The sequence below is a fragment of the Clostridium estertheticum genome (assembly GCF_011065935.2).
Lineage (GTDB): Bacteria > Bacillota > Clostridia > Clostridiales > Clostridiaceae > Clostridium_AD > Clostridium_AD estertheticum_A.
Genome location: NZ_JAAMNH020000001.1, coordinates 5001362 through 5023027, shown reverse-complemented (window position 1 = coordinate 5023027; position 21666 = coordinate 5001362). Strand labels below are relative to the sequence as shown.

The following is a 21666-nucleotide window of genomic DNA, read 5'->3' as shown; positions in this document are numbered from 1 at the left end:
TTGTTGCTTAAAAAACTAAAGGGATGGTAAATATGAAAAAAAATGAAAGAAAACGAAAAACAAAACGAAAAATAAAAATGAAACTTGTTTTATTATTTGTAATATTTGAATTGACGTTCACAACAATTACTGGCCCATTTATGCTTTATTATGGTCCATTTAAAAATGCGAAGACAACAGTAGTAGGTGCGGCAATGACTACTTATTCATTACAATGGCTTGCAACCACATTTTTATCAAAAGCGGCAATAGCAAAAATCATGAGCACACAAAAGGTGGATGCCTTAGTCCAAAATAACTTAGATGGTGTAAAAGTAGAAAATAAAGATGATGATAGTATAGAAAGATATGATGTAAAAGGAAATAAATTTGAAGGTTACATATTAATAATTAATGATCCAACTAGGTTAAAAGTAGGTTACACAAGTTTGCTTGGTACGGAAGGGCAGCTAACTAGTGATATTGCAAAGGATAACAATGCAATTGCGGCAATCAATGGTGGTGGATTTAAAGATCTAGATAATGGAACTAAATGGACAGGTACAGGAGCAAATCCAGTTGGAATTATAATGGCCAATGGAAAAATCGTTGCTAATGATATAACGGATGTAAATAAAAAAACAGAAGTTGTAGCAATGACTAAATCAGGGAATTTATTAGTTGGTCCTCATAGTCTTTCTGATATGAAAACAGTTGGAGTAACTGATGCAGTATCTTTTGGACCAGCACTTATAGTTAATGGACAAAAAACTATTACTAAAGGTGATGGTGGTTGGGGTATTGCACCTAGAACGTGTGTAGCTCAAAGAAAAGATGGAGCAATAATATTTTTAGTGATTGACGGTAGGAAGTTAGGGAGTTTAGGGGCTAATTTAAGGGAAGCACAGGATGTATTATATGATTATGGTGCTGTTAACGCTACTAACTTAGATGGAGGTTCTTCTTCAACGTTATTTTATGATGATGAAGTTATAAATAGTCCATCAGATAGTTTGGGAGAAAGGTCAGTACCTTCAATTATGTATATAGAGAGTAGAAAATAAGAATGAAATTTAAGTATATGATACTTTGAAGTTAAAGGAGAAAAAATATGAGTTGGACGAAAAGAATAAGCATATGGATAGTAGTATCTTTATCTTTGCAATGTTTAGGTCTCTTTTACATTGATCATTATTTTTTAGCTACCGATTCAAAGGCAGTTTCCAAAAAAGTTGTGGAAGAGGTAAGTACCAAAGCCAAAGATGTTGATATTACTATACCAACGAATGCAGAAAATATATTAGCATCTTATGATGCCAAATATATATCTTATTACCATGATGAAAAATTGGTAATTGTTAATTGTTTGACTGGGAAAACTAAAAACATAAAGTCGGAAGATGGGTGTAACATTTCTTTTGCTTCATGGGTTCCCGGTAGAAATAGAATGATTTTAGTAGAAAAAGAAAGTGATGATGAATCTAGTAACTTAATATTATATTCTTACGATGTAGTAAAAGATGAAAAAGTAGAAACGATAAAATTTGAGTGTGATGGCACTAACCCTAAAGTAGAAGATGTTCAAACGGCGACATTAACAGGACTTATTTACGTGAAAGTATCAAACAATGCTAATAAAAGCAGCATTTATAGAATCGATAGAAATCCAGACATGTCAAAAATCGATACAATACCTAAACTCGTGGGCAATATCGTATTGATTCACCATGAAGATAAATTGTTCTATGAAGGCTCAGTGTATAATAAAATATATGTTACTGGTAAAAGCAATGCTATAAGTGTGGGTGATGTTGATAAACTTACCTTAATTGGGGCTGATGATGATGATGATATATATCTTGCACAATTAAAAGACAATTTAATAAGTAAAGTTTATTATGGTAAAACGTCACAAGATACTAGTACATGGAAAACTATTGAATTACAAACACCTTGCGCTAAAGAAAATTTATTTGTATTAGGTAATGGTAAAATATATCAAAATGATCCGCTAAAAGGTGTAATAAAAGATATAAATTCTGGAACTCAAACTAGCTATAAAGGTAAATTTGTCCAATTATATAATAAGGGAGTAGTATCTATTGTAAATAACAAAATATTTTTTGTGCTTTTCAAGTAATAAGTGGATACAGACTATGCCTTTGGCATAGTTTTTTATTTACTAAGAAATTTTAAAATGAAGTTTATATATGGGGTGGAGCCAACAGAGTCGGATTAACTATACTAGAAAAAGAGATAGAACTCATAGTAAACTATGAAGCTTCTACTCTTATTGGATGGTTGCTCAAATATTAGAGGTAAGTTCCTAATTCAATTGTTATGGGAGAGTTCAATGCGTATAGGAGAAGCACTTGCATTATGGCTTGAAGACTTTGAGATTGATGCTAGGAAGATTCAGATTAGAGACCGTGGAGAACTTGAAAATCATGCAGAAATAAAAACTGTATGTAGCCCTAGAAGTGTAGATGTATCTGCAGATCTAATGAATTTTTATCTGGAATATATAGCAGACTATCACACAGATGAGGTTGATACCAATCATGTGTTTATAAAGATTTCTGATGATAACAGATATAAACCATTGGAGTATCAAGATATTGTTTCTCTATTTGAAAGACTAAAGAAAAAAACAGGAATTGATGTTACACCACATATTTTAAGGCATACATCATTAACAGAGCTTCGTAGATAAGGCTGGAAAGATGAACACCTTATGAAACGCGCAGGCCATGCACACATCCAAACTACAATGCAAATGTATATCCATCCTTCGGATGAAGAAATACGAAAAGATTGGGAACATGCAGAAAAAAGAATGAAATTTGAGCAAGAGAAAAGAGATGACAGTAACTTATGAATATAGTTTTTAAGCCTATACAAAATGAAACTAAATTACTTGAGGTTAGCTCCAGTGTTTCTGGATATTGGGATAATGATATTAGCCTATCTCTACGTTAATGTTTAAGGAAGACTTTCCTCACCATAATAGATGGGTACAAAATAATGTAAAATATATACCTGAAGATGTTTTACAGCAACTAGAAAATAATTTAGAATACCTAACACCTTCTGAATATATACCAGTAATAATTCTTCTTCGTGCGTCAGGATGGAGAATATCAGATATTCTATAGCTTAAATATGACAATTGCTTAGAAAAAACATCGCAAGGATGATATTTATGTGATGATATTTTAAAAACAAGAATTTTGAATCATAGAGTACCTATCACTGATGAAGTTGCTAGTACAGTAAATACAGCCATTGAGATGGTTAAAAGTAAAAGTACTCTTGATAATAATCCTAAAAAGGTTCTCTTTGTTAAATTTTCAGGTAAACGTAAGGGTCATCCTTGTGGTGCCAAGAATGTAAGCGAAAGCCTTAATAGTTTAGCTGAAAAAAGAAGAATAGTTGATGAAAGTGGCAATACATTTCATTTTAAGAACCACGCTTTTAGACATACAAAGGGAATAGAACTTATTAATAATGGAATGAATCTATTGCATGTTCAAAAGGGGATGGCTCATGCATCGCCTGAGATGACACTTACATATGCAAAAATACTTGATACAACTATGAGAAAGTCTTGGGAAGAGGCCACAAAACAAAGCAACAGCTTATGTACTTACAAGGAAAAGTTTATGACAAAGGTTAGCCTCCATAGTTTTATGGAGGCATTTTCAGTAAAGGTTTTGAAACTAGTTGCTGCGTAAAATAAGAAACATGCGAAGTAACTATTTAATTTTAAAACACGAACAAATACTGTGAATTATCAGACTTATGCTGTTATCTCTATTCGATTTCCATCATGGTCCAAAATGCAACTCTCATAGTAACCATCTCCAGTATAACGCGGTTCACTTACTACCATGTAACCTGCTTTTCTTAATGTATCAGTAAGTCTATTAACCTTTTCAATACCCCCTACAGAGAAAGCAATGTGAATTAAGCCAATATATTGATTAATAGCATCATTTAAATTTGGAGGAATTGTCGTCATCTGCATAATTTCAAGTCTAGAACCTGATTCAAATTTAATAAAATATGATTCGAATTTTTTTTTGATATTAATATATTTATCCCCAGCAATGCCATCAGAATAATCTACATAAAATTTCTTTAGTTTTTCAATATCTTTAGTCCATATTGCTACATGTTCGATTTTCATATTAGCACATCCTTAATCTTAATTTTCAATACATAATATTTTGCAACTGTGTCGTAACTTTCTATGTAATATTATCATGATTTACCACACTTTGGAACAATTCTCCCATAAACAGAGAACCTACATTGTTTATATATAAACAACATTAAAATCAATTGTCTACGCCATTTCTATGTTGTGTAGTATAGATAAGTCGGATATGTTGGCGCTACCCCATGTATGAATCAATATAACAATCTACATCGTGATTGTATTATAAAAAAGCAACCCTAAATTAATAGGGTTGCTTTTTTATTTAAATAGATAGTCTTTTAAACAATGCAGGGCTGGGTAAATAAATATAGGAAATCTCCTAAGGATCAGAGTGTAGATTTATTAATGATTTTTATATTACTTATTCAAGCAAAGTGGAGTGCAATATTTTAATATTGCAAATTATACTCATTTACAAAGCCAGCGCTTTTACAAAAAAACCTTGGAAGTTTTTTTGTAGTTAAATCGTAATAATTATTATTTTAAAGAATATATTATAAAATAATACAAATTACGGTTGTAAATTAAGCGATTTCAGTTGTAATTGAAATGAGGCGTTATAAAATGTATGAAATTCCTAAAATATCAAATGCTGAATGGGAAATAATGAAGATAATATGGATTAATCCTGAAATTTCATCAATTAATATTATACAGAAATTAAAGGATAAAACCGATTGGAAGCCAGCTACAGTTAAAACACTAATAAACAGATTATTAACTAAAGATGCAATCGGATTTAACAAATTGGGTTATGAATATTTATATTTTCCTTTGGTTTCAGAAGATGAATGTATTAAATTAGAAAGCCAATCCTTTATTAAGAGGGTATTTAATGGGTCAATCAAATCTATGCTTTTAACCTTCGCCCAGTCGGAAGAAATATCTGAAACGGATATAGCAGAATTAAAAAACATACTAGAGCAGTCAAGTAAAACGAAAGGTTGATGTGTATGAATTTACTAAATATTTTTGAGATAATTGTACGTTCATCCTTAATTGGTAGCATAATTGTATTTATGATATTAATTACTAAAGGGATATTTAGAAATAAACTAAATTTTACTTTTAAATATTATATATGGTTAATTTTAATCATTAAATTGATAATTCCTTTTGGACCACAAAACCCTTTAAATATATCTGATTTATATAAAAATTTTTATGTACAAAGTACTACAAATAAAATCACACAAAACACAGAAACTAACTCTTCAAAAGAACTTACAAATTCAGACTTAGTAGATTCAAAATTAATAAGTGAGGTACATCCTTCGAATAATACTGTAATTAGTAACGCCATCAGCATACGTTTAAACAACATATTTAATTTTGGAAAAATATTTTGTTTTATTTGGATATTAGGTGTTGCATTATCAATAGGGATATTAGGTATAGGATATAAAAAATTAAAGAATATCGTTAGTGCTTCTATAAAAAATATAAACGGCAAACATAGTGAAATTTTAAAAAAATGCATGAAAGATATGAATATAAGAACTGAGGTAGAATTATCATATTCTAAGAGGATAGGTAGCCCTTCTTTATGTGGGCTCTTTAAACCAAAGATATTAATTCCAGTCAGTATAGCAGCCAATATTTGTGATGAAGAATTTAAATATATTATAATGCATGAATTAACCCATTTGAAAAGCAAGGATATAGCTATAAATTGGGCTATTAATTTATTGTCCATGATTTATTGGTTTAATCCAATTTTGCTCTATGGTTTTCATAAAATGAGACAAGATTGTGAAATTTCCTGTGATGGTCAAGTTATTTCCTATCTAGGCGAAGGTAAAAACATAGAATATGGAAATACAATAATAAAGGTATTGGAGTTAGGTGGTAAATGCAATAGAATTATGGGAACTACAACAATGGTTTTAAATAGACTGGAAATGAAAAGGAGAGTTATTATGATTTCTAAATATAATAAAATAAATATTAAAGGTATAATACTTGGAGCTGTCGTTGTATTTATTATAGGTGGCTTTGGAATTGCAATAAACACTTCAAGCATAAGTTCAGATAAAAATATTTCTAAAGCTACGACATTACAAATAGACTCATTGGTCAAAACTCCTAAAAGTTTAGTTACATCAAGCGTATCCGCATCACCTAATATAAAAAAATCTGTAAGTAATAGTACTAATCATATAGTACCATTTTCAACTGACATAGTAATATACAATAGTCATCCTGATGAAACCTATTCTTCTGGAAAGAAAGTAACTGATGTGGGCGCTACAATAAGTGATAAGCTTGTTAAAGAAGGTTTTAATAGTCATCTTATAAAGTGTGACCCACCAACAGATTATACAAAATCATATCAAGCAACACGGGATATGATAACAAAAAATGTAAAGCAATATTCAAATACTATTTTATTAGACATACATCGGGATATTACAGTAAAGGAAAAATCTGATACGAAAAAAATTCAATTTGTACTTACTGAAAAAAATCCGCGTTATGAATCAAATAAAAGATTCGTTGACAGTCTAATAGGAAATATTAAAAATTTAAATGGAGTTGAATCAGAAATATACTTTTATCAATATGGAATATCTTTTTACAATGAAGACTTATCTAACAAAGCATCAGTTATTGAGATTGGAAATAATATGTCAAGCGACAGTGATATTGAAGCTTGTGTAAATGAACTAGTTTCAGCATTAAAGATTACCCAAAAGGTTTCAGCTAACTAATATAAATGTTCAAATATAATAGGATATAAATTATTTATAAAATTACCATAAGCTGAATTTAACTAAATTATTGCAGTATGGGGGGATGAATATGATGCGGAATGGTGTTAAAAAAGATAGTAATGGAAAGAAACTTTTTAGTGTTTTAGTGTTTATTATTATTTTTTTACTAGGCTTAATCTTACCCAAAAGTGCTAAGGCAGACAATGGAGAAAAATATTTAAATTACTTTTATGTTATGGCTATTAATAATGTATTAGCCGTAATAAAGTCATCAAATACTGAACAGCAGAGTACTAACAGTAAAAATAATATAAAAGTTTCAGCTTTATCATTTTTAGGAATGGATATTTTGAATCCCCTTTCAATAGTAACAAAAGAAATTGCATATTTGGATAATAATAAAGGAAGTGCTAATGTAAGCATAGATAACGAGAGCAATGGTGAAAAAAGAAAAGTATTTATTCTTAATCCTTTTAACTTAGGTGATAAGCAGGTAAGTAAAGTAGGAGATAAAGTAATTGACACTTCTATTTTAGGCATATATAACCCAAAGTTGAAACAAACCCTAAATAAGGCTAAGCCACGAGTGCTTATTTACCATTCTCATACGACCGAATCTTATCTTGCCTCTGACAATGATAAATCTACAGATACTTTTAATATGGACCTAACACAAGGTGTCTGTGAAGTAGGAGATGAAATAGCCAAGGATTTAGAAGAAGATTATGGAATTGCTGCTATAAATGATAATACTATTCATAATGTAGGAGATTATAATGGTTCTTACAAAAAATCTAGAATTACTTTAAATAAGTATTTAAAGGAATATGGTAATTTTGATATAATTATTGATTTACATAGAGATGGTGTTCTATTAACTCATAAAAATGAAAAAACTAAAATAAATGGAGTAGATGTTGCTAAGGTTATGTTTGTAATGACAGATGAAAACCCTAGGTATGCCAAACAGAAAAAGTTAGTAACCTCCATGATAGGAATATCAAATAAATTATATCCAGGTCTTATGGACAACAGACAAGTTTATCTTTATCATTGGGGCTATGATTTCTATAGCCAAGATAGAAGTGATAATGCTATGTTAATTGAGGTAGGAAATAATAATACTACTATTGAACAAGCAAAAAATACTGGTAAGTATTTATCAAGAATCATTGCAGAACAGTTAAATGGAAAGAAATAACATCATGAAAAATGTTAATTTATAAGGTCCTGAGTATGTGTTTAGTTTTGATCAAACTTTATTATAAAAAAATAATTAACTTTACAGGATTAACTCATTTATACGATGTGTTATAATCAATCTTTATTATAAAACTACAGCATGTGTAAGTTTATAAAAAAGATTGATCGTTTATAAAAAAGTTTAACTGTTTATAACAAAGCTGCACCATGAAGGAATGCAGGTACACTAACCTGCACTCCTTCATTTTTTTTATCATTCTGCCACACCAATCCCAGATTCCAGTTTGAACCAAACTCCCCAATATAAGATTAAAAGCCTGATAATTTTCCCTAATAAATGATAGAAAAAAGCGTGATAGAAAATGAAACGAAGTCTTGGAATGATTAGCTTTAAGGGACGAAAAGAGGATAGGGTTAAGGAGGGAATAGAACTAAAGAAGATAGTGTTAGAGCATGACAGAGTAGTAGATTTAAGGGAGGAATAAGCTCCTTGAATTGAAATAGAGAGATTGAAAATATGAGGGAGAGATTGATAAAATGCAAGGAGAAGGACAGACTTTAATATTCGTGTTTCGTGTGAATTAGGAGTATTTTAGTAGAGGAAAAGGGCGAAAAGGCTTTGGAGTTATCCAAAGCTTCTCGCTGTAATTTTAAAATTAATATAAAAGGAATTACATATAGTTAAATATAAGTTATATGTAAATATAGAGCTTAATTGGAATAAATGATATAATAATTAAATGATTTGGAATTGATGTTATAAATTGAATAAAATGATTTGGCATTTAAATAGGAGGGATGAATATGGCTGAAAATGTTGTTAATGATGATAAAAAAGTATTTGGTGAAAAACTTAATGGTGTAAACTACATTGATAGAGGTGGTGTATATGGAATAGTGATTAATGAAGAAGGTAAAATTGCTACGATAAAAACACCAACAGGATACTTTTTACCTGGTGGTGGTATTGAGAAGGGAGAAACTCATAAAGAATGTCTTGAAAGAGAATTTATAGAAGAAACAGGATATGAGGTTGTGATAGGAAGATATATTGGTAAGGCTTCACTGTATCATATATCAAAGATAAATCAATATTTACATGGAATAGGATATTTTTATGTTGTAAATTTAAAATGTAAGACAAGCTATAAGATTGAAGATGACCATGAGCTATTATGGATTGAAGCAGGTGAGTGTGTTAAGGGGTTGTTTTTGAAACATCAGGCTTGGGCGGTTTCAGAGGCTTTAAGGTCTAAAATTTAAGGGGGAATAAATTTATGGATAGAATAGAAGAAATTCGCAAGAATATTGATAGTATTTTGATGGAACAATCTGATTTGGAAGAAAGACGTTACTGAATCATTTTTTAGAATACTTACATAGGGAAAATTTGAATTTTATTATGCAAGTTTGTGACAATCGTGATTTTATGGTTATTACAACATTGTAGAAAATAGTGAAGATTAATTACAATGGGTGGAGGATAGATAATGAATTATAATAATCAACAATTTTGGAGTATGTTAGACGATTTAGTAAGTGATTCTGAAATAGTAATAGATAGACCAAAAGGTTCAAGAGACCCTAAATATCCTGATATGATATATGAAGTTGATTATGGATATTTAAAAAATACAACTTCTATGGATGGTGACGGAATTGACATATGGCGAGGAACAGATGAAAAACATGAAATTGATTCTATTATATGTATTGTAGATTTATTAAAAAAAGATTCTGAAATTAAAATACTGATTGGTTGTACTAATAATGAAAAAGAAATGATATATAGAGTTCATAATAATTACGAGTTTATGAAGGGGATTTTAATATCAAGGTTAGGATAATAATTGTAAGAAAATGCGAAACAAACAGGAGTGATAAATATGTATAATCATGCCCCAAAGGACTATATTTGCCCCTTTTGCTTAATAGTCAATAGAATTGAAAATGAACATTTGTATACTAAACAGGGCGATATAGTATATAAAGATGACTATGTGACTGCTTTTATTGGTGCTGGTTGGTGGAAAAATAACAAAGGGCATATCATTATTATTCCCAACAGTCATTTTGAGAATATTTATGATTTACCTAGTGAATTTTCTATTAAAATACATGAATTAGAAAAGAAAATTGCTATTGCACTTAAAACTGTTTATAAATGCGATGGAATATCATCAAGACAGCATAATGAACCTTGTGGAAATCAAGATGTATGGCATTATCATCTCCATGTATATCCAAGATATAAAGATGATAATTTATATCTAACAGACAGGGAACTATCAAAACCACAAGAACGTATAGAATATGCAGAAAAATTAAGAAATTATTTTAATAATAAAAACATTTAACAGTTCATCTGGGTCAGGAAAAACTACTTTGGCAAATAGAACACTGGATAATATTTATCCTATTGTATATATGGACGCAGCATATTAAATAAATGTAATTATTTGAGCATATTACTATTAAAACTGATAAATACCTTGACTTTATATCCTCAAATAGGTACAATTTACATATAAATACACAGGAGGTGCTATAAAATGATGATTACTACTTGCTAATTAATTTTCAAAATAGAAAATTAAAATTAAAAGAGTTTTAAATTGCCTAATTCATTAGGTTTATTTGTTTTACTTTTTTTAAGATTTGCAAGTAGAGACTGTCAAACTTATAGGACTAAAATTTAATTCACTATTTTACATTTTATTTAGTACATGCTTACTTTGCTATGTAAAATATTGTAGATGTTTTTTAGACTGTAATAAGGCTGTGCTTTATTATAGTCTTTTTAGTTTATGTAGAGAAGTAAATTCATCATTTAAGATTATTGGATTAGGCTAATAAACTGAAGGAATAAATACAATAGGGATAAGGGGTGTAAATATATGAAAAACGAGATGAAAAATGAATTAAGAGAAGTATTAAATATATTTGAAGAGGCTTATATACAAAGAGATGTAAGCAAAGTTGATAGTTTCATGGATGCATTATTTGATAAAGATGAAAATGTAATTGTGGTTGGTACAAGCTGTGGTGAATTGTGTTTGGGCTATGAAGAAGTTAAAGATATATTTTCAAGTGATTGGGAATATTGGGGAGACTTGAGAATTAATGCTGATGAGGCTACTATAATACCACTTGGAAACACAGCTCTAATCCACACTACAGGTTCAATTAAATATTCTTTTTATAGTAATGATGATACTTATACACGTCATTTAGGTTATATTAAGCAATATTTTGATGGAGTTTCTTTTGATAGCCAAAAGCCTGATAAAGTAAAGTTAACTGAAATCAATTGGAAGTTATGTCATTTGTTAAATAAATGGGATGGTGAGGAAAGACATTATTTATGGGATTTGCGTATTTCCTTTGTGCTAGTAAAAAAAGGATCAAGATGGATTATAAGACAAATGCAATTTTCACTTCCTGTAGTTGGATATATGCCAGATGTACGAATTGAGAATATTGGTTATGATATAGAGGGTTTTAATGCAGAAGAAAATAAAATGAAGAATTATTCCATAAACAATACGTTACAATATGAAGATGAAATATTAAACCTTCTTCATGCTTTTAATAATGAATACTTGCAAGAAGATAAAAGGATAGACATAATGGCTAGTAAATATTTCACTGCTTATGATTCATTAATTGTTAATACAGACAAAACTGTTTATGGTAACCAAGAAGAAATCATGAAATTGATAGAAGATCATAGAAAATGTTACGATGAAATGAAATTAGATTATCAAAATTGCTTAATTAATTCAAATGAAGATGTGGTTTGGATAGTCACTCACGGTACTATGAAAAAAGTAATTTCCGAAAACAGTGCCTTTGAGAATACAGTAGACATAATCAAGAATATTTTTACAAGTGATTTAGACGATAAAGGTAAGCTTTTTAATGTTAGAAGGAGAATTGCGGAAACTCTCAGGGAAAATGCTAGAGGAGAAGAATATATTTGGCCATTTAGGTTTGAAGCAGTACTTATTCGAGAAAAGGGAAGTTGGGTATTCAAATATCTTCAATTTTCTCTTCCATTTAATTGGATGCTTGAAGGGAAAACAGAGGCATCTTCAATCTTAAAATAGGAAGGTGCCACCCACGTGGCAAGTGGCATGTTTAAAAAGTAATCTTAAAAGCTAGGTGTTTTAATCTGAGAATGATTAGAAGTACCTAGCTTTTTTGTATGTTTATCTTTATACATGCTTTTATCAGCGATATTAATAAATTTTCTAGTTATGCCTATGGAGGTATCAGAAAAAGAATATCCTATAGAAACTTCAACTTTCTGTTTAGGGTTATATGTATTTTGTTGCTTTATTGATTCACATAGCGATAAGAACAGTAGCTTTACTTTGATAAGAGAGGTATCTTTAATTATTACTACAAACTCATCGCCACCTGTCCTAGCGATAACTGAGTTTTCAGTAAAGGTGTCTTTTAATATATTAAAAGCATTTACTATTAATTTATCTCCAAACTCGTGTCCCATAGTATCATTAGTTACTTTCAAATTATCTAAATCACAAAATATAATACCTATGGGAAGATCTTTCTCAGTATTTAAAATATATATTTCCTTTTCAAGCCCATTTAATTTCTTCTTTGTAGAATTGCTAAAATATAGTTTTAAAGTACTTATTATGATATTGCTTTTTTATTATATATCATATGAAAAAGATAGTACATGCTATCGAGTTAAGTTACAAAAAAATAGTGGGTTATTATAAAAGTAATATATGGGCTATATGTAAAATATGGTACAATGTTACATATAGTAAAGCCAAAAGGTAGCTGGTATACAAAATTCTTATGGGGAACTAACTCTTATATCAAAAGATGTATTTGGTATAAGGGAAATAGAGTCGGGAAATTAGAAAGGGGGAACTAATATTGTTAAAAAGATGTATTATGATTTTTCTTAGATTTGATAATGGACAAATAATTGATAGTGTAAGAGAGAGATATGACCCTCTTGAAAATCATGTAAAACCACATATTACTCTTGTTTTTCCATTTGATAGTGGAATAGAAACTAGTGAATTAAAAGACCACATTTCAACCGTTTTATATAAAAGTAGTCCCTTTGAAGTTATTCTAAATGGAATTACACCCACTAATGCTTTTGGGAAGTATCTATTTCTTAATATACAAAAGGGTGGGAACGAAATTATTGAAATGCATAAAAGACTATATACAGGCATTTTACAAGATTATTATCCAGAGTGGCTAAAAGGAAAAGTTTTCTTGCCACATATGACTGTTGGCAACTTTGATAATGAAGAAGATTTTATAGTGGCAATTAATGAAACCAGAAATATCATTGATTCATTTAAAACCACTGTTAATGAAATAAGTGTAGAAATTATTGATGAAAATGAAGATTCAATAATAGAGCTTAATATTCCTTTGGAGTGAACAATTTTGATGAAAATAATTTCATGCTTTTCTTAATAACTGCACAAAAATTACCTTCAATTGCTTTAGCAAAAGGTTTAGGCTTTAAAATTAAATCTGAAGAAATTGCAGTAGGAAGCAAATATCAACTATAACTGTAATAAGGATTAATTCATAATGATTTTAATTAGTCCGCAAGCAATGTAAACAATAGGGAATACTTTATGGCTAGGGATAATAGTATTGAGAAATAAGAAAGGGGATATGGGTTTTGTATGAATTCATGAATTATGATTATTTAACTGATGAAGGAATTGACCTTATTATTGAGGTAAAGGTTCCTCCATATGAGTCTAAAGGGTATGTTCCAGCATACAAATATGAAGTGAAGCTACATAATGATGATGTTAGAATAGGTAGAATAGATCTTAGAATTGGTTATAATAAGAATACTCATTATGGTGGAAATATTGGATATGAGATTGAAGAAGCGTATAGAGGGAATCATTATGCTGCAAAAGCCTGCAGGTTAATAAAACAAGTTGCTCTAGCACATGAAATGGACAAGATTATAATAACTTGTAACCCATATAACACAGCATCAAGAAAGACATGTGAAAATGTAGGTGCAAGATTAGTTGAGATAGTTCAGTTACCCTCAGATAATGAAATGTATCAATTAGGGGATAGGGAAAAATGTAGATATGAGTGGTTATTATAAATACTATTTCTAATGACAAAAATTGAGGTGAAACACGTGGAAGATTTGATTATAAGAGGGCTCTACAAAGTTTTGGGTTTGACATAGTATCAAGATCTGATAGTGAGATTTTATTTAAAATGACAAAGGAAAGGTTTATCGAATTGAAAGGTGCGCATGGCTGTGAATAAAAAAAGATTAATGCAATTGAGCTAGACTTAGAAAAAAGAACTATAGGATTGTTTAGGGAGGGATTATATGAAAACCAAAGTATATGATTTAGGAACAGTTAATGATGAAGATTTGAAATTTGCCGTTATAGTTTCAAAATATAATGGTAAATTCGTCTATTGTAGGCATAAGAAAAGAGATACATGGGAAGTCCCAGGAGGGCACAGGGAAATAGACGAAGATATTAATGATGCTGCAGCAAGGGAATTAAAAGAAGAAACAGGAGCTGTGAAATTCAATATGAAGCCTGTATGTGATTATTTATGCGATTATTCTTTAGAAGGAGAAAATGCTCATAAAAGCTATGGAAGAGTATATTATGCAGAAATTGAGGAGTTAGGAGAACTACCTAATTTTGAAATTGGAGAAATTGCATTATTTGATAATATGCCAGAGAAGCTAACATATCCACGAATTCAACCTATCTTACTTGATTGGGTATTAGAAAAAATGAATAAGACAGAATTAATAAACACAATTTCAAAAATAGTAGAGCAGCAGTGTAAAAGCGAGGATAATATATTTGGTTATGAAGGCTGGTCATGCCATATTGTTAGTGTAGTTAAATATGCTAAGATTTTATCAAAACGGTTAGGTGCTAATGAAGAAATAGTTGAGATAGCGGCATTGCTACATGATTATGCAAGTGTAAAAGACAAAAGCATGTATGAGGAACATCACATATATGGGGCTATAGAAGCAGAGAAAATTCTTAAAGGGTTAGATTACCCAAGGGAAAAAATAGAAATTATTAAGGATTGTATCCTATGTCACAGGGGAAGCGTAAGGATGCAGCAAAAGACCAAAGAAGCAATATGTGTAGCAAGTGCAGATGCCATGGCTCATATAGATCAAGTTCCATCATTATTACATCTTGCTTATTATAATAGAAAAATGGATGTAAAAGAAGGTGCTGAGTGGGTAGGAAGAAAAATTGAAAGAAGTTGGAATAAATTGTGCCCGGAAGCAAAAGAGATTATGATGAAAAAATATGAATGTGCTAAAGTGGTTTTGGAAGGGTGATTAAGATGGGATTAAATTTTACGTTGAATTCACTATATATTTGTGTTAAAGACATGGATAGAGCAATTGATTTTTATGAGAGATTGCTTGAGCAATCTGTTGAAAAAAGGGATGAGATATTTAGTGTTTTTAATATTGATGGTTTTAGATTTTGCCTATTTAATAATAGTAAAGTTCAAGAAAAGGTTAACTTTGGAGATAACTGCATACCAAGTTTTCAGGTTAATAATATGAATAAACTAATTGGAAGATTAGAAATATTAAATGCTAAAATAGTATTTCCAGTAACGAAAATCAATAATAACTTGGTATTAGAGTTTAAAGATACTGAAGGAAATGACATAGAAGTATATTGTAGAATTTTATAGAGGGGATTTTAAAATGGAAGTGTTTGCAAAACCAGGAGTTGGCGGAATTATAATTAAAAGTGAAAAAGGTATTGACTATATTTTGATCCAAGAGAGATGCAAGGAGAATGGTGGGGCAGAGAATGGATTAATAGAAATTCCAGCAGGTAAAATTAGAGAGTTTGAAAGTATATTTGATTGCTTAAGAAGGGAGATTCTTGAAGAAACAGGGCTTAAGGTTATTGAAATTATAGGAGAAGGAAAAGCAGTAACTTTTAAAGCAAATGGGTACAAGGTTATAAATTATATTCCTTATGCTTGTTCTCAAAATATAGAGGGTAACTATCCTATCATGGTCCAGACTTTTATATGTAAAGCTATTGGACAAGTATTAGATAAAACAAATGAAACTAAAAATATCAGATGGGTTTCGATAAAAGAATTAAAAGAGATGTTGGGTAATAACGAAAATGGATTTTATCCAATGCATGTAGCTACATTAAAAAAATTTATAGGTGAGAGGTGAAAAAAAAAGTGAATACAAATATATATTTAGTAAGACATGCCCATTCAATATATACTTCAGATGAACTAAATCGACCCTTATCAGAAAATGGATATAGAGATGCAGAAAAGGTAACGGAAAGTTTATGGACTGAAAATATAGATACTGTTTTATCAAGTCCATATAAACGTTCAATTCAAACAGTTGAAGGTATAGCAAAACATATTGGTGCTGAGGTAATAATTGAGGATGGATTTAAGGAAAGAAAAATAGCAGAAGGTTTAATCAAAAATTTTGAAAGGGATATAATTAAACTGTGGACAAACCCCACTTATGCTTTTGAGGGTGGGGAGTCAAATTTAGAAGCTAAAAACAGGGGGATTCATTCATTAAATGAAGTGCTGAAAAGGTATAATGGTAAAAATATTGTTATTGGTACTCATGGAAATATTATGGTTTTAATAATGAATTATTTTGATAGTAACTACGATTATGAATTTTGGAAAGAGCTTAGTATGCCTGATATTTATAAGTTGAGTTTTGATGATAATAAACTTTCAGGAGCTAAAAGAATATTTAAAGATTAAATATTTTAAACATGTGTTTATATATTATATAATGAAAATGATGAGGGGATATAGATGAATAAAATAGGTAAAAGAATAATGGTAGTAGGTTCACCAGGTAGTGGTAAGAGTACATTTTCAACAAAACTCGCAGAGATATCGAGAATCCCACTTATTCATCTTGATAAAGAGTTTTGGAATAATGGATGGATTGAGACCCCGAGAGAAGCATGGGTGAAAAAGCAAAAGTGTTTATTAGAAGGTGTTGAATGGATAATAGATGGTAATTATGGTGGGACTATGGATATACGTCTTGAAAAAGCTGATACAGTAATTTGCTTTAAATTAAGTAGAACAGTATGTTTGATGAGTTACTTTAAACGAGTTATAACAAATATAGGTAAAGTAAGACCAGATATGCCAGAGGGTTGCCCTGAGAAGTTTGACTTCAAATTTATGAAATATATTTGGAACTTTCCTAAGACATCAGGCCAAGGAAATATTAATAGGCTTGAAAAAGTTAAGGATAAACAAATAATAGTGTTTAAAAATAGAAGACAAGCAAAGAAATTCATTATAGAATTTTCAAAATCTGGCCCTCATACATTTTAATATGTTTTGTAAAAGATATGATGTAAAATCCTTTACTATATTATTATCATCAAATTGTTTTAAGGCTTTGCCCTTTAGAAATAATGATAATGCAAGTAGTCCAATAAAAATGTTAATATATACATCTTTTAAATCAAATATAAAAAATCCATTTACATATATGTAATCTAAACTACCATTCCAAAAAATCTTATCAATTAACGAACACATAGAACCTGAAAATATAAAAGCATACATAATATTAATAATTTTATTTGTCTCGAACTGTTCATTTAGATACTTATAAAACAAATACATCAATATAATAATAATTGTTACAATCGAGATATGTATCCACTTACTGACGCCTAATTCTAACATAGAATTTAACCATGAATAATGCCTATTGAACATAGGCTCAAAGGATAATAACCCAGGTAATATAGGAAATCTTTTATCAAGAAAATTAGTATTGATTACTATTTTAATAACCTGGTCCAATGTTATTAAAATAAACACAGCTAACCACATTTTTTTATTTTGGATTTTCATTATCATTCTGCACCACCTAATATAAATAATCTTTCCATAATTTTAGCGCTTCAAACAACTAACATACACATTATACCATTTATTATCAAGAGGTGGGAAAGAATTTGATGACTGTTTACATATAAATATTATGAAATAGCTTCAAATTTTATATCACCAACTTGCATTTAAATATCGATGCAAGAATTATGAATGCAAGAAAAATTTTTGACATATATTTGAACAGGAAAGTGTGTTAAAATAGGGAATATAGACCAGGAAATTATTAATGACTCATATAAAATAAATATAAATAAGGGGACAAAATGCAATGGATTTAATAAGTGAAATATATGAAAAAGATATTGGGTACAAGCATGAAAATATAGATATTTCATATAAGCTTAGGAAGGCATCAAGATCAATTGTACTAAATGATTCACAAAAGATAGCCTTGTTATTTGTATCAAAGAATAACTATCACAAGCTACCAGGCGGAGGTATTGAGGCAGGTGAGGATATTAAAATTGCTTTAAATCGTGAAGTTATGGAAGAAGTTGGGGTTAACATTGATGTTTTGGGCGAAATTGGTACGATTATAGAATATAGAAATAGGCATGAGCTATTACAAATATCATATTGCTATTATTCTGAGGTAAAGGGAGCTATTAAAGAGCCATCATATACAGATGAAGAAATAAATAATGGTTTTCAATTAAAATGGGTGACCTTAGATGAAGCTATATCAATTCTTGAAAATGATAAACCGGATAATTATCTTGGAAAATTCATTCAGAGTAGAGATTTGATGTTTCTAAAAAGTGCAGAATGTCTTTTAAATAGCAGCAATATATAAATATTAGATATTAGATATTATTTTACTATAGTCAGGGGATGGATGAAAATTGAAAATATACATAACAAGACATGGAGCAACGCAGTGGAATAGTGAAGGTAGGATGCAGGGCTGGCAAGATTCCAATTTAACTGAAATAGGTGTTGATAACGCTAAAAAGCTAGGTGAGAGTTTGCAGCATATAGATTTTGATTATATTTATTGCAGTCCACTGGGGAGAGCTTTTGATACAGCAAAATACATCAGAGGAAATAAAGATACGGAAATAATTCAAATTGAAGATTTAAAGGAAATGGGATTTGGTATATGGGAAGGCATGGATCATGAAAAAGTAAAAGAACTATATCCGACGCAACAGTTTAATTTTTGGAATAAGCCTCATTTGTATGAATCTGTAGAAGGGGAGAGCTTTGATGAATTAATTCACAGGGTAAAAAAGGTATTATATAATATTATAAATAATACTACTGGTGAAAATATTTTAATAGTAACCCATACTGCTGTAATAAAGGCAATCTATTCAATAATCAAGAATTATTCTATTGAGGATTTTTGGAGTAAACCTTTTATGTATGATACATGTTTAACTGTGCTAGAAGTGGGAGATAAGAAAATTGAAATTATTTTAGAGGCGGATATTTCACATTTAGATTAGTTTTTGTTAATAAGACACCAAGTAAATCTCTTGAGTGTTATCAAGTGGGAGGGATAGGTATGTTAATAAGGGTACTAACAGAGGTAGATGCAAAGCAATTTTGGGTTTTAAGGTTTAGAGGATTAAAGAGAAACCCAGAAGCCTTTGGGGCATCCTATGAAGAAGATATTAATATACCAATTGATAAGTTGATTTCTCCATCAACAGCAGAGCCCCTATTATGTATGGTACCTCCATTCTTAGGACTTGTAACGAAACGCTACATCTTTAGTACTTCAGACATTGGTCCTTGAATTATTACAGGACTTTTAGAAGGATTTAACCATTTTAAAATGGTTAATGCATTACCCTGGTCTGTGGAAGTACATCCCGCTGTTCCTTGACCTGGACCTGACCATACATGAAAGAATATAGCAGAACCGCTTCCCGGTATTCTTTTAGAAGTATTATAGTTTATTACAAAACCATAATTATATTGGGGAATGTACATCTTTTCAGCAGAATTCCATCTGCCACTCACAGGACCTTGTTGCCATGTATTGTACAATGATGAATTAACATCATCTACCCAAAAATCATTAGTCGTAGATTGTCTATAGTTCATTGCAGTTCCAGGATTTGAATATCTACCAAAGGCTGTGCCCATTGAAAAAACTCCTATTGGTGAACGTCCGTCACCCTCCACTTTATTATAAGCAAAACCTGTTCTGCCTATATTACCAGCAAAAGAATAAACTTGTTCCCAATTTCCATTGTTATTTTCAAAGGCTGTAATGGTGGCATTTACGCTGCTAAAGCCATTAGTGGTAACAACTATAGCCTGCTTTGCATTTCCTTTTCCTTTTATCCTATCTATCAATAATTTAGGTTTTGAGATAGCTGCAGCAGTAGAGGCTACTAATTTAGCTTGATTAATAGAGCTTGTCTGATTTTTTAATGAAGTTTCTTCTTTCTTTAAAGCAATAGCCTTTTGTTTGGCTTTTTCTTCTTTATTTTTTTGTTCAGCTAGATTTTTTTGTTTTTCTAATTTCTTTTGGTCTGCCAATTTCTTAACATTTTCCAATTTTTGTTGTTCCTCCAATCTTTTCTCTTTCTCTAGTCTATGCTGCTCTTCAAGTAGTTTAGTATTTTTATTTTCTGCAATTTCAGTGGAAATTTTCAACTGGTTTTTTTTGGGAATAGAATTTGATTTAGCATAGACTGCAATTGCAATAATTGCGAGCAATATCAATATAGATATAATTATATATGATTTTCTTGATAATTTCATAGTCATCTCCTAAAAATATGGATTTTAATAGAAAAAACGTGATAATATTAATAAAATAGATAATTTATATAACTGCAATTATCCATTGTCGATATTATAGCATACATTAAAGTTTATTTAGCAGAAATTTCGACAAAATACACGGTGATTATATAAATGCATAAAAATGTATTAAAATGTATAATGGTAGCTTTATATAACCATGTGGTCCAGTGATAATGGATCAAAGATATTTATATATGATGAAGTGAGTATAGAAAAATAAGCGTTGATAGGGGGAGAAAAAAATGGAATATAAAATTGAAGAAATGACACCAGCAGATTGGCAGCAGGTAGCAAATATTTATCTACAAGGTATTAAAACAGGAATTGCAACATTTCAGAGTGAAGTCCCTACCTATGAAAACTGGAATAATAATCACATAAGTTCATGCAGATTAGTTGCTCGCTCAGGTGATAATGTTCTAGGGTGGGGAGTGCTGAGTGCCACCTCAAGTAGATGTGTTTATAAGGGGGTAGCAGAAGTAAGCCTATATATTGGTGAAAAATATAAAGGACAAGGAATAGGAAAGGTTCTTTTAACAAAGTTAATTAAAGTATCCGAAGAAAATGGTTTTTGGACTTTGCAGTCTGGAATTATTAGAGAAAATGCTTGGAGTATAGCATTACATAAAAAATGTGGGTTCAGAGAAATTGGTATAAGAGAAAAGGTTGCTAAAATGAATAATGAAAATTGGCTAGATGTAGTTTTAATGGAACGTAGAAGTAAAGTAGTAGGTATAGATTAATTTGCCATTTTCACAGAACGCCTAAAATTGAATATTTGTATAAAATAAAACTAAATAGGGCATTTTA

General features: G+C 30.1%; 29 protein-coding genes. 25 read left to right on the top strand and 4 right to left on the bottom strand.

The window, feature by feature from the left end:
• Positions 1-32 precede the first annotated feature (32 nt).
• From G9F72_RS23835 to G9F72_RS23815, 5 genes are all read left to right on the top strand, one after another.
• On the top strand, positions 33-1043 hold the full coding sequence (locus tag G9F72_RS23835) for a phosphodiester glycosidase family protein (protein ID WP_164957994.1): 1011 nt from the start codon (positions 33-35) through the stop codon (positions 1041-1043).
• 47 nt (positions 1044-1090) lie between these two features.
• Positions 1091-2119, top strand: coding sequence for a hypothetical protein (locus G9F72_RS23830; protein WP_164957995.1), 1029 nt, complete (start codon positions 1091-1093; stop codon positions 2117-2119).
• Between the two features lie 135 nt (positions 2120-2254).
• On the top strand, positions 2255-2692 hold the full coding sequence (locus tag G9F72_RS23825) for a tyrosine-type recombinase/integrase (RefSeq protein WP_224676237.1): 438 nt from the start codon (positions 2255-2257) through the stop codon (positions 2690-2692).
• A gap of 265 nt (positions 2693-2957) precedes the next feature.
• On the top strand, positions 2958-3134 hold the full coding sequence (locus G9F72_RS23820) for a hypothetical protein (protein ID WP_224676236.1): 177 nt from the start codon (positions 2958-2960) through the stop codon (positions 3132-3134).
• Positions 3135-3209: 75 nt separating this feature from the next.
• A complete protein-coding gene (locus G9F72_RS23815; RefSeq protein ID WP_164957996.1) occupies positions 3210-3713 on the top strand; it encodes a tyrosine-type recombinase/integrase in 504 nt (167 codons plus the stop codon).
• Positions 3714-3778: 65 nt separating this feature from the next.
• Here G9F72_RS23815 and G9F72_RS23810 read toward each other — a convergent pair whose 3' ends face one another.
• Complete coding sequence (locus G9F72_RS23810) at positions 3779-4168, bottom strand: VOC family protein (RefSeq protein ID WP_164957997.1); 390 nt, start codon at positions 4166-4168, stop codon at positions 3779-3781.
• A gap of 597 nt (positions 4169-4765) precedes the next feature.
• Between G9F72_RS23810 and G9F72_RS23805 the strand changes: the two genes are divergently transcribed.
• From G9F72_RS23805 to G9F72_RS23775, 8 genes are all read left to right on the top strand, one after another.
• Entirely contained in the window at positions 4766-5149 is a 384-nt protein-coding gene (locus G9F72_RS23805; protein WP_164957998.1) for a BlaI/MecI/CopY family transcriptional regulator, read from the top strand.
• 5 nt (positions 5150-5154) lie between these two features.
• Positions 5155-6912, top strand: coding sequence for a M56 family metallopeptidase (locus G9F72_RS23800; RefSeq protein ID WP_164957999.1), 1758 nt, complete (start codon positions 5155-5157; stop codon positions 6910-6912).
• 91 nt (positions 6913-7003) lie between these two features.
• Entirely contained in the window at positions 7004-8116 is a 1113-nt protein-coding gene (locus G9F72_RS23795) for a stage II sporulation protein P (RefSeq protein WP_164958000.1), read from the top strand.
• A 364-nt stretch (positions 8117-8480) separates the two neighbouring features.
• Positions 8481-8603 (top strand): hypothetical protein, encoded by a 123-nt coding sequence (locus tag G9F72_RS27240; RefSeq protein WP_263487058.1) that lies wholly within the window; start codon positions 8481-8483, stop codon positions 8601-8603.
• Positions 8604-8922: 319 nt separating this feature from the next.
• The gene (locus G9F72_RS23790; protein WP_164958001.1) at positions 8923-9381 is read left to right on the top strand and encodes an NUDIX hydrolase; all 459 of its coding nucleotides are present in this window, start codon (positions 8923-8925) and stop codon (positions 9379-9381) included.
• A gap of 227 nt (positions 9382-9608) precedes the next feature.
• Entirely contained in the window at positions 9609-9965 is a 357-nt protein-coding gene (locus tag G9F72_RS23785) for an inorganic pyrophosphatase (RefSeq protein WP_164958002.1), read from the top strand.
• A 39-nt stretch (positions 9966-10004) separates the two neighbouring features.
• The gene (locus tag G9F72_RS23780) at positions 10005-10475 is read left to right on the top strand and encodes an HIT family protein (RefSeq protein WP_164958003.1); all 471 of its coding nucleotides are present in this window, start codon (positions 10005-10007) and stop codon (positions 10473-10475) included.
• Positions 10476-11015: 540 nt separating this feature from the next.
• Positions 11016-12227, top strand: a complete 1212-nt coding sequence (locus G9F72_RS23775; RefSeq protein WP_164958004.1) for a nuclear transport factor 2 family protein — start codon at positions 11016-11018, stop codon at positions 12225-12227.
• A gap of 44 nt (positions 12228-12271) precedes the next feature.
• Here the strand turns inward: G9F72_RS23775 and G9F72_RS23770 are convergent, their stop codons facing one another.
• Positions 12272-12715 (bottom strand): GGDEF domain-containing protein, encoded by a 444-nt coding sequence (locus G9F72_RS23770; protein WP_224676319.1) that lies wholly within the window; start codon positions 12713-12715, stop codon positions 12272-12274.
• Positions 12716-13032: 317 nt separating this feature from the next.
• Here G9F72_RS23770 and G9F72_RS23765 point away from each other — a divergent pair, with 317 nt between their 5' ends.
• The 8 genes from G9F72_RS23765 (at position 13033) to G9F72_RS23725 (ending at position 17520) form a co-directional block, all read left to right on the top strand.
• On the top strand, positions 13033-13557 hold the full coding sequence (locus G9F72_RS23765) for a 2'-5' RNA ligase family protein (RefSeq protein WP_164958005.1): 525 nt from the start codon (positions 13033-13035) through the stop codon (positions 13555-13557).
• Positions 13554-13691, top strand: coding sequence for a hypothetical protein (locus tag G9F72_RS23760; protein ID WP_224676235.1), 138 nt, complete (start codon positions 13554-13556; stop codon positions 13689-13691). The genes G9F72_RS23765 and G9F72_RS23760 overlap by 4 nt, the downstream gene beginning before the upstream one ends.
• 116 nt (positions 13692-13807) lie before the next feature.
• Positions 13808-14257: a GNAT family N-acetyltransferase gene (locus G9F72_RS23755; protein WP_224676234.1), complete on the top strand. Its 450-nt coding sequence runs from the start codon at positions 13808-13810 to the stop codon at positions 14255-14257.
• A gap of 237 nt (positions 14258-14494) precedes the next feature.
• Complete coding sequence (locus tag G9F72_RS27490; protein ID WP_164958006.1) at positions 14495-15490, top strand: HD domain-containing protein; 996 nt, start codon at positions 14495-14497, stop codon at positions 15488-15490.
• A 5-nt stretch (positions 15491-15495) separates the two neighbouring features.
• Positions 15496-15858: a VOC family protein gene (locus tag G9F72_RS23740; protein ID WP_164958007.1), complete on the top strand. Its 363-nt coding sequence runs from the start codon at positions 15496-15498 to the stop codon at positions 15856-15858.
• 13 nt (positions 15859-15871) lie between these two features.
• Positions 15872-16363 carry an NUDIX hydrolase gene (locus G9F72_RS23735; RefSeq protein ID WP_164958008.1) on the top strand — a complete coding sequence of 164 codons (492 nt, stop codon included), beginning with the start codon at positions 15872-15874 and terminating at the stop codon, positions 16361-16363.
• A gap of 8 nt (positions 16364-16371) precedes the next feature.
• Entirely contained in the window at positions 16372-16929 is a 558-nt protein-coding gene (locus G9F72_RS23730) for a histidine phosphatase family protein (protein ID WP_164958009.1), read from the top strand.
• A gap of 54 nt (positions 16930-16983) precedes the next feature.
• On the top strand, positions 16984-17520 hold the full coding sequence (locus tag G9F72_RS23725; protein ID WP_164958010.1) for a DNA topology modulation protein: 537 nt from the start codon (positions 16984-16986) through the stop codon (positions 17518-17520).
• Here G9F72_RS23725 and G9F72_RS23720 read toward each other — a convergent pair.
• Positions 17494-18057 carry a signal peptidase II gene (locus G9F72_RS23720; protein ID WP_164958011.1) on the bottom strand — a complete coding sequence of 188 codons (564 nt, stop codon included), beginning with the start codon at positions 18055-18057 and terminating at the stop codon, positions 17494-17496. The genes G9F72_RS23725 and G9F72_RS23720 overlap by 27 nt on opposite strands.
• A 304-nt stretch (positions 18058-18361) precedes the next feature.
• Here G9F72_RS23720 and G9F72_RS23715 point away from each other — a divergent pair, with 304 nt between their 5' ends.
• From G9F72_RS23715 to G9F72_RS23705, 3 genes are read left to right on the top strand one after another with little or no spacing between them, the layout of a single operon-like run.
• Positions 18362-18886 carry an NUDIX domain-containing protein gene (locus G9F72_RS23715; RefSeq protein WP_164958012.1) on the top strand — a complete coding sequence of 175 codons (525 nt, stop codon included), beginning with the start codon at positions 18362-18364 and terminating at the stop codon, positions 18884-18886.
• A gap of 49 nt (positions 18887-18935) precedes the next feature.
• Complete coding sequence (locus G9F72_RS23710) at positions 18936-19541, top strand: histidine phosphatase family protein (protein WP_164958013.1); 606 nt, start codon at positions 18936-18938, stop codon at positions 19539-19541.
• A gap of 59 nt (positions 19542-19600) precedes the next feature.
• Positions 19601-19834: a hypothetical protein gene (locus G9F72_RS23705; RefSeq protein WP_164958014.1), complete on the top strand. Its 234-nt coding sequence runs from the start codon at positions 19601-19603 to the stop codon at positions 19832-19834.
• Here the strand turns inward: G9F72_RS23705 and G9F72_RS23700 are convergent.
• The gene (locus G9F72_RS23700) at positions 19801-20811 is read right to left on the bottom strand and encodes a L,D-transpeptidase family protein (protein ID WP_164958015.1); all 1011 of its coding nucleotides are present in this window, start codon (positions 20809-20811) and stop codon (positions 19801-19803) included. The genes G9F72_RS23705 and G9F72_RS23700 overlap by 34 nt on opposite strands.
• A 287-nt stretch (positions 20812-21098) precedes the next feature.
• On the opposite strand from G9F72_RS23700, the gene G9F72_RS23695 reads away from it, so the two are divergent.
• Complete coding sequence (locus tag G9F72_RS23695) at positions 21099-21599, top strand: GNAT family N-acetyltransferase (protein WP_164958016.1); 501 nt, start codon at positions 21099-21101, stop codon at positions 21597-21599.
• The last annotated feature ends 67 nt before the right edge of the window (positions 21600-21666 follow it).

Excerpts from the sequence above, each read along its gene's own strand:
- G9F72_RS23835 (WP_164957994.1), top strand. The coding sequence starts at position 33 with ATGAAAAAAAATGAAAGAAAACGAAAAACAAAACGAAAAATAAAAATG.
- G9F72_RS23830 (WP_164957995.1), top strand. The coding sequence starts at position 1,091 with ATGAGTTGGACGAAAAGAATAAGCATATGGATAGTAGTATCTTTATCT.
- G9F72_RS23825 (WP_224676237.1), top strand. The coding sequence starts at position 2,255 with ATGAAGCTTCTACTCTTATTGGATGGTTGCTCAAATATTAGAGGTAAG.
- G9F72_RS23820 (WP_224676236.1), top strand. The coding sequence starts at position 2,958 with ATGTTTAAGGAAGACTTTCCTCACCATAATAGATGGGTACAAAATAAT.
- G9F72_RS23810 (WP_164957997.1), bottom strand. The coding sequence starts at position 4,168 with ATGAAAATCGAACATGTAGCAATATGGACTAAAGATATTGAAAAACTA.
- G9F72_RS23805 (WP_164957998.1), top strand. The coding sequence starts at position 4,766 with ATGTATGAAATTCCTAAAATATCAAATGCTGAATGGGAAATAATGAAG.
- G9F72_RS23800 (WP_164957999.1), top strand. The coding sequence starts at position 5,155 with ATGAATTTACTAAATATTTTTGAGATAATTGTACGTTCATCCTTAATT.
- G9F72_RS23795 (WP_164958000.1), top strand. The coding sequence starts at position 7,004 with ATGATGCGGAATGGTGTTAAAAAAGATAGTAATGGAAAGAAACTTTTT.
- G9F72_RS27240 (WP_263487058.1), top strand. The coding sequence starts at position 8,481 with ATGAAACGAAGTCTTGGAATGATTAGCTTTAAGGGACGAAAAGAGGAT.
- G9F72_RS23790 (WP_164958001.1), top strand. The coding sequence starts at position 8,923 with ATGGCTGAAAATGTTGTTAATGATGATAAAAAAGTATTTGGTGAAAAA.
- G9F72_RS23785 (WP_164958002.1), top strand. The coding sequence starts at position 9,609 with ATGAATTATAATAATCAACAATTTTGGAGTATGTTAGACGATTTAGTA.
- G9F72_RS23780 (WP_164958003.1), top strand. The coding sequence starts at position 10,005 with ATGTATAATCATGCCCCAAAGGACTATATTTGCCCCTTTTGCTTAATA.
- G9F72_RS23775 (WP_164958004.1), top strand. The coding sequence starts at position 11,016 with ATGAAAAACGAGATGAAAAATGAATTAAGAGAAGTATTAAATATATTT.
- G9F72_RS27490 (WP_164958006.1), top strand. The coding sequence starts at position 14,495 with ATGAAAACCAAAGTATATGATTTAGGAACAGTTAATGATGAAGATTTG.
- G9F72_RS23740 (WP_164958007.1), top strand. The coding sequence starts at position 15,496 with ATGGGATTAAATTTTACGTTGAATTCACTATATATTTGTGTTAAAGAC.
- G9F72_RS23735 (WP_164958008.1), top strand. The coding sequence starts at position 15,872 with ATGGAAGTGTTTGCAAAACCAGGAGTTGGCGGAATTATAATTAAAAGT.
- G9F72_RS23725 (WP_164958010.1), top strand. The coding sequence starts at position 16,984 with ATGAATAAAATAGGTAAAAGAATAATGGTAGTAGGTTCACCAGGTAGT.
- G9F72_RS23720 (WP_164958011.1), bottom strand. The coding sequence starts at position 18,057 with ATGATAATGAAAATCCAAAATAAAAAAATGTGGTTAGCTGTGTTTATT.
- G9F72_RS23715 (WP_164958012.1), top strand. The coding sequence starts at position 18,362 with ATGGATTTAATAAGTGAAATATATGAAAAAGATATTGGGTACAAGCAT.
- G9F72_RS23705 (WP_164958014.1), top strand. The coding sequence starts at position 19,601 with ATGTTAATAAGGGTACTAACAGAGGTAGATGCAAAGCAATTTTGGGTT.
- G9F72_RS23700 (WP_164958015.1), bottom strand. The coding sequence starts at position 20,811 with ATGAAATTATCAAGAAAATCATATATAATTATATCTATATTGATATTG.
- G9F72_RS23695 (WP_164958016.1), top strand. The coding sequence starts at position 21,099 with ATGGAATATAAAATTGAAGAAATGACACCAGCAGATTGGCAGCAGGTA.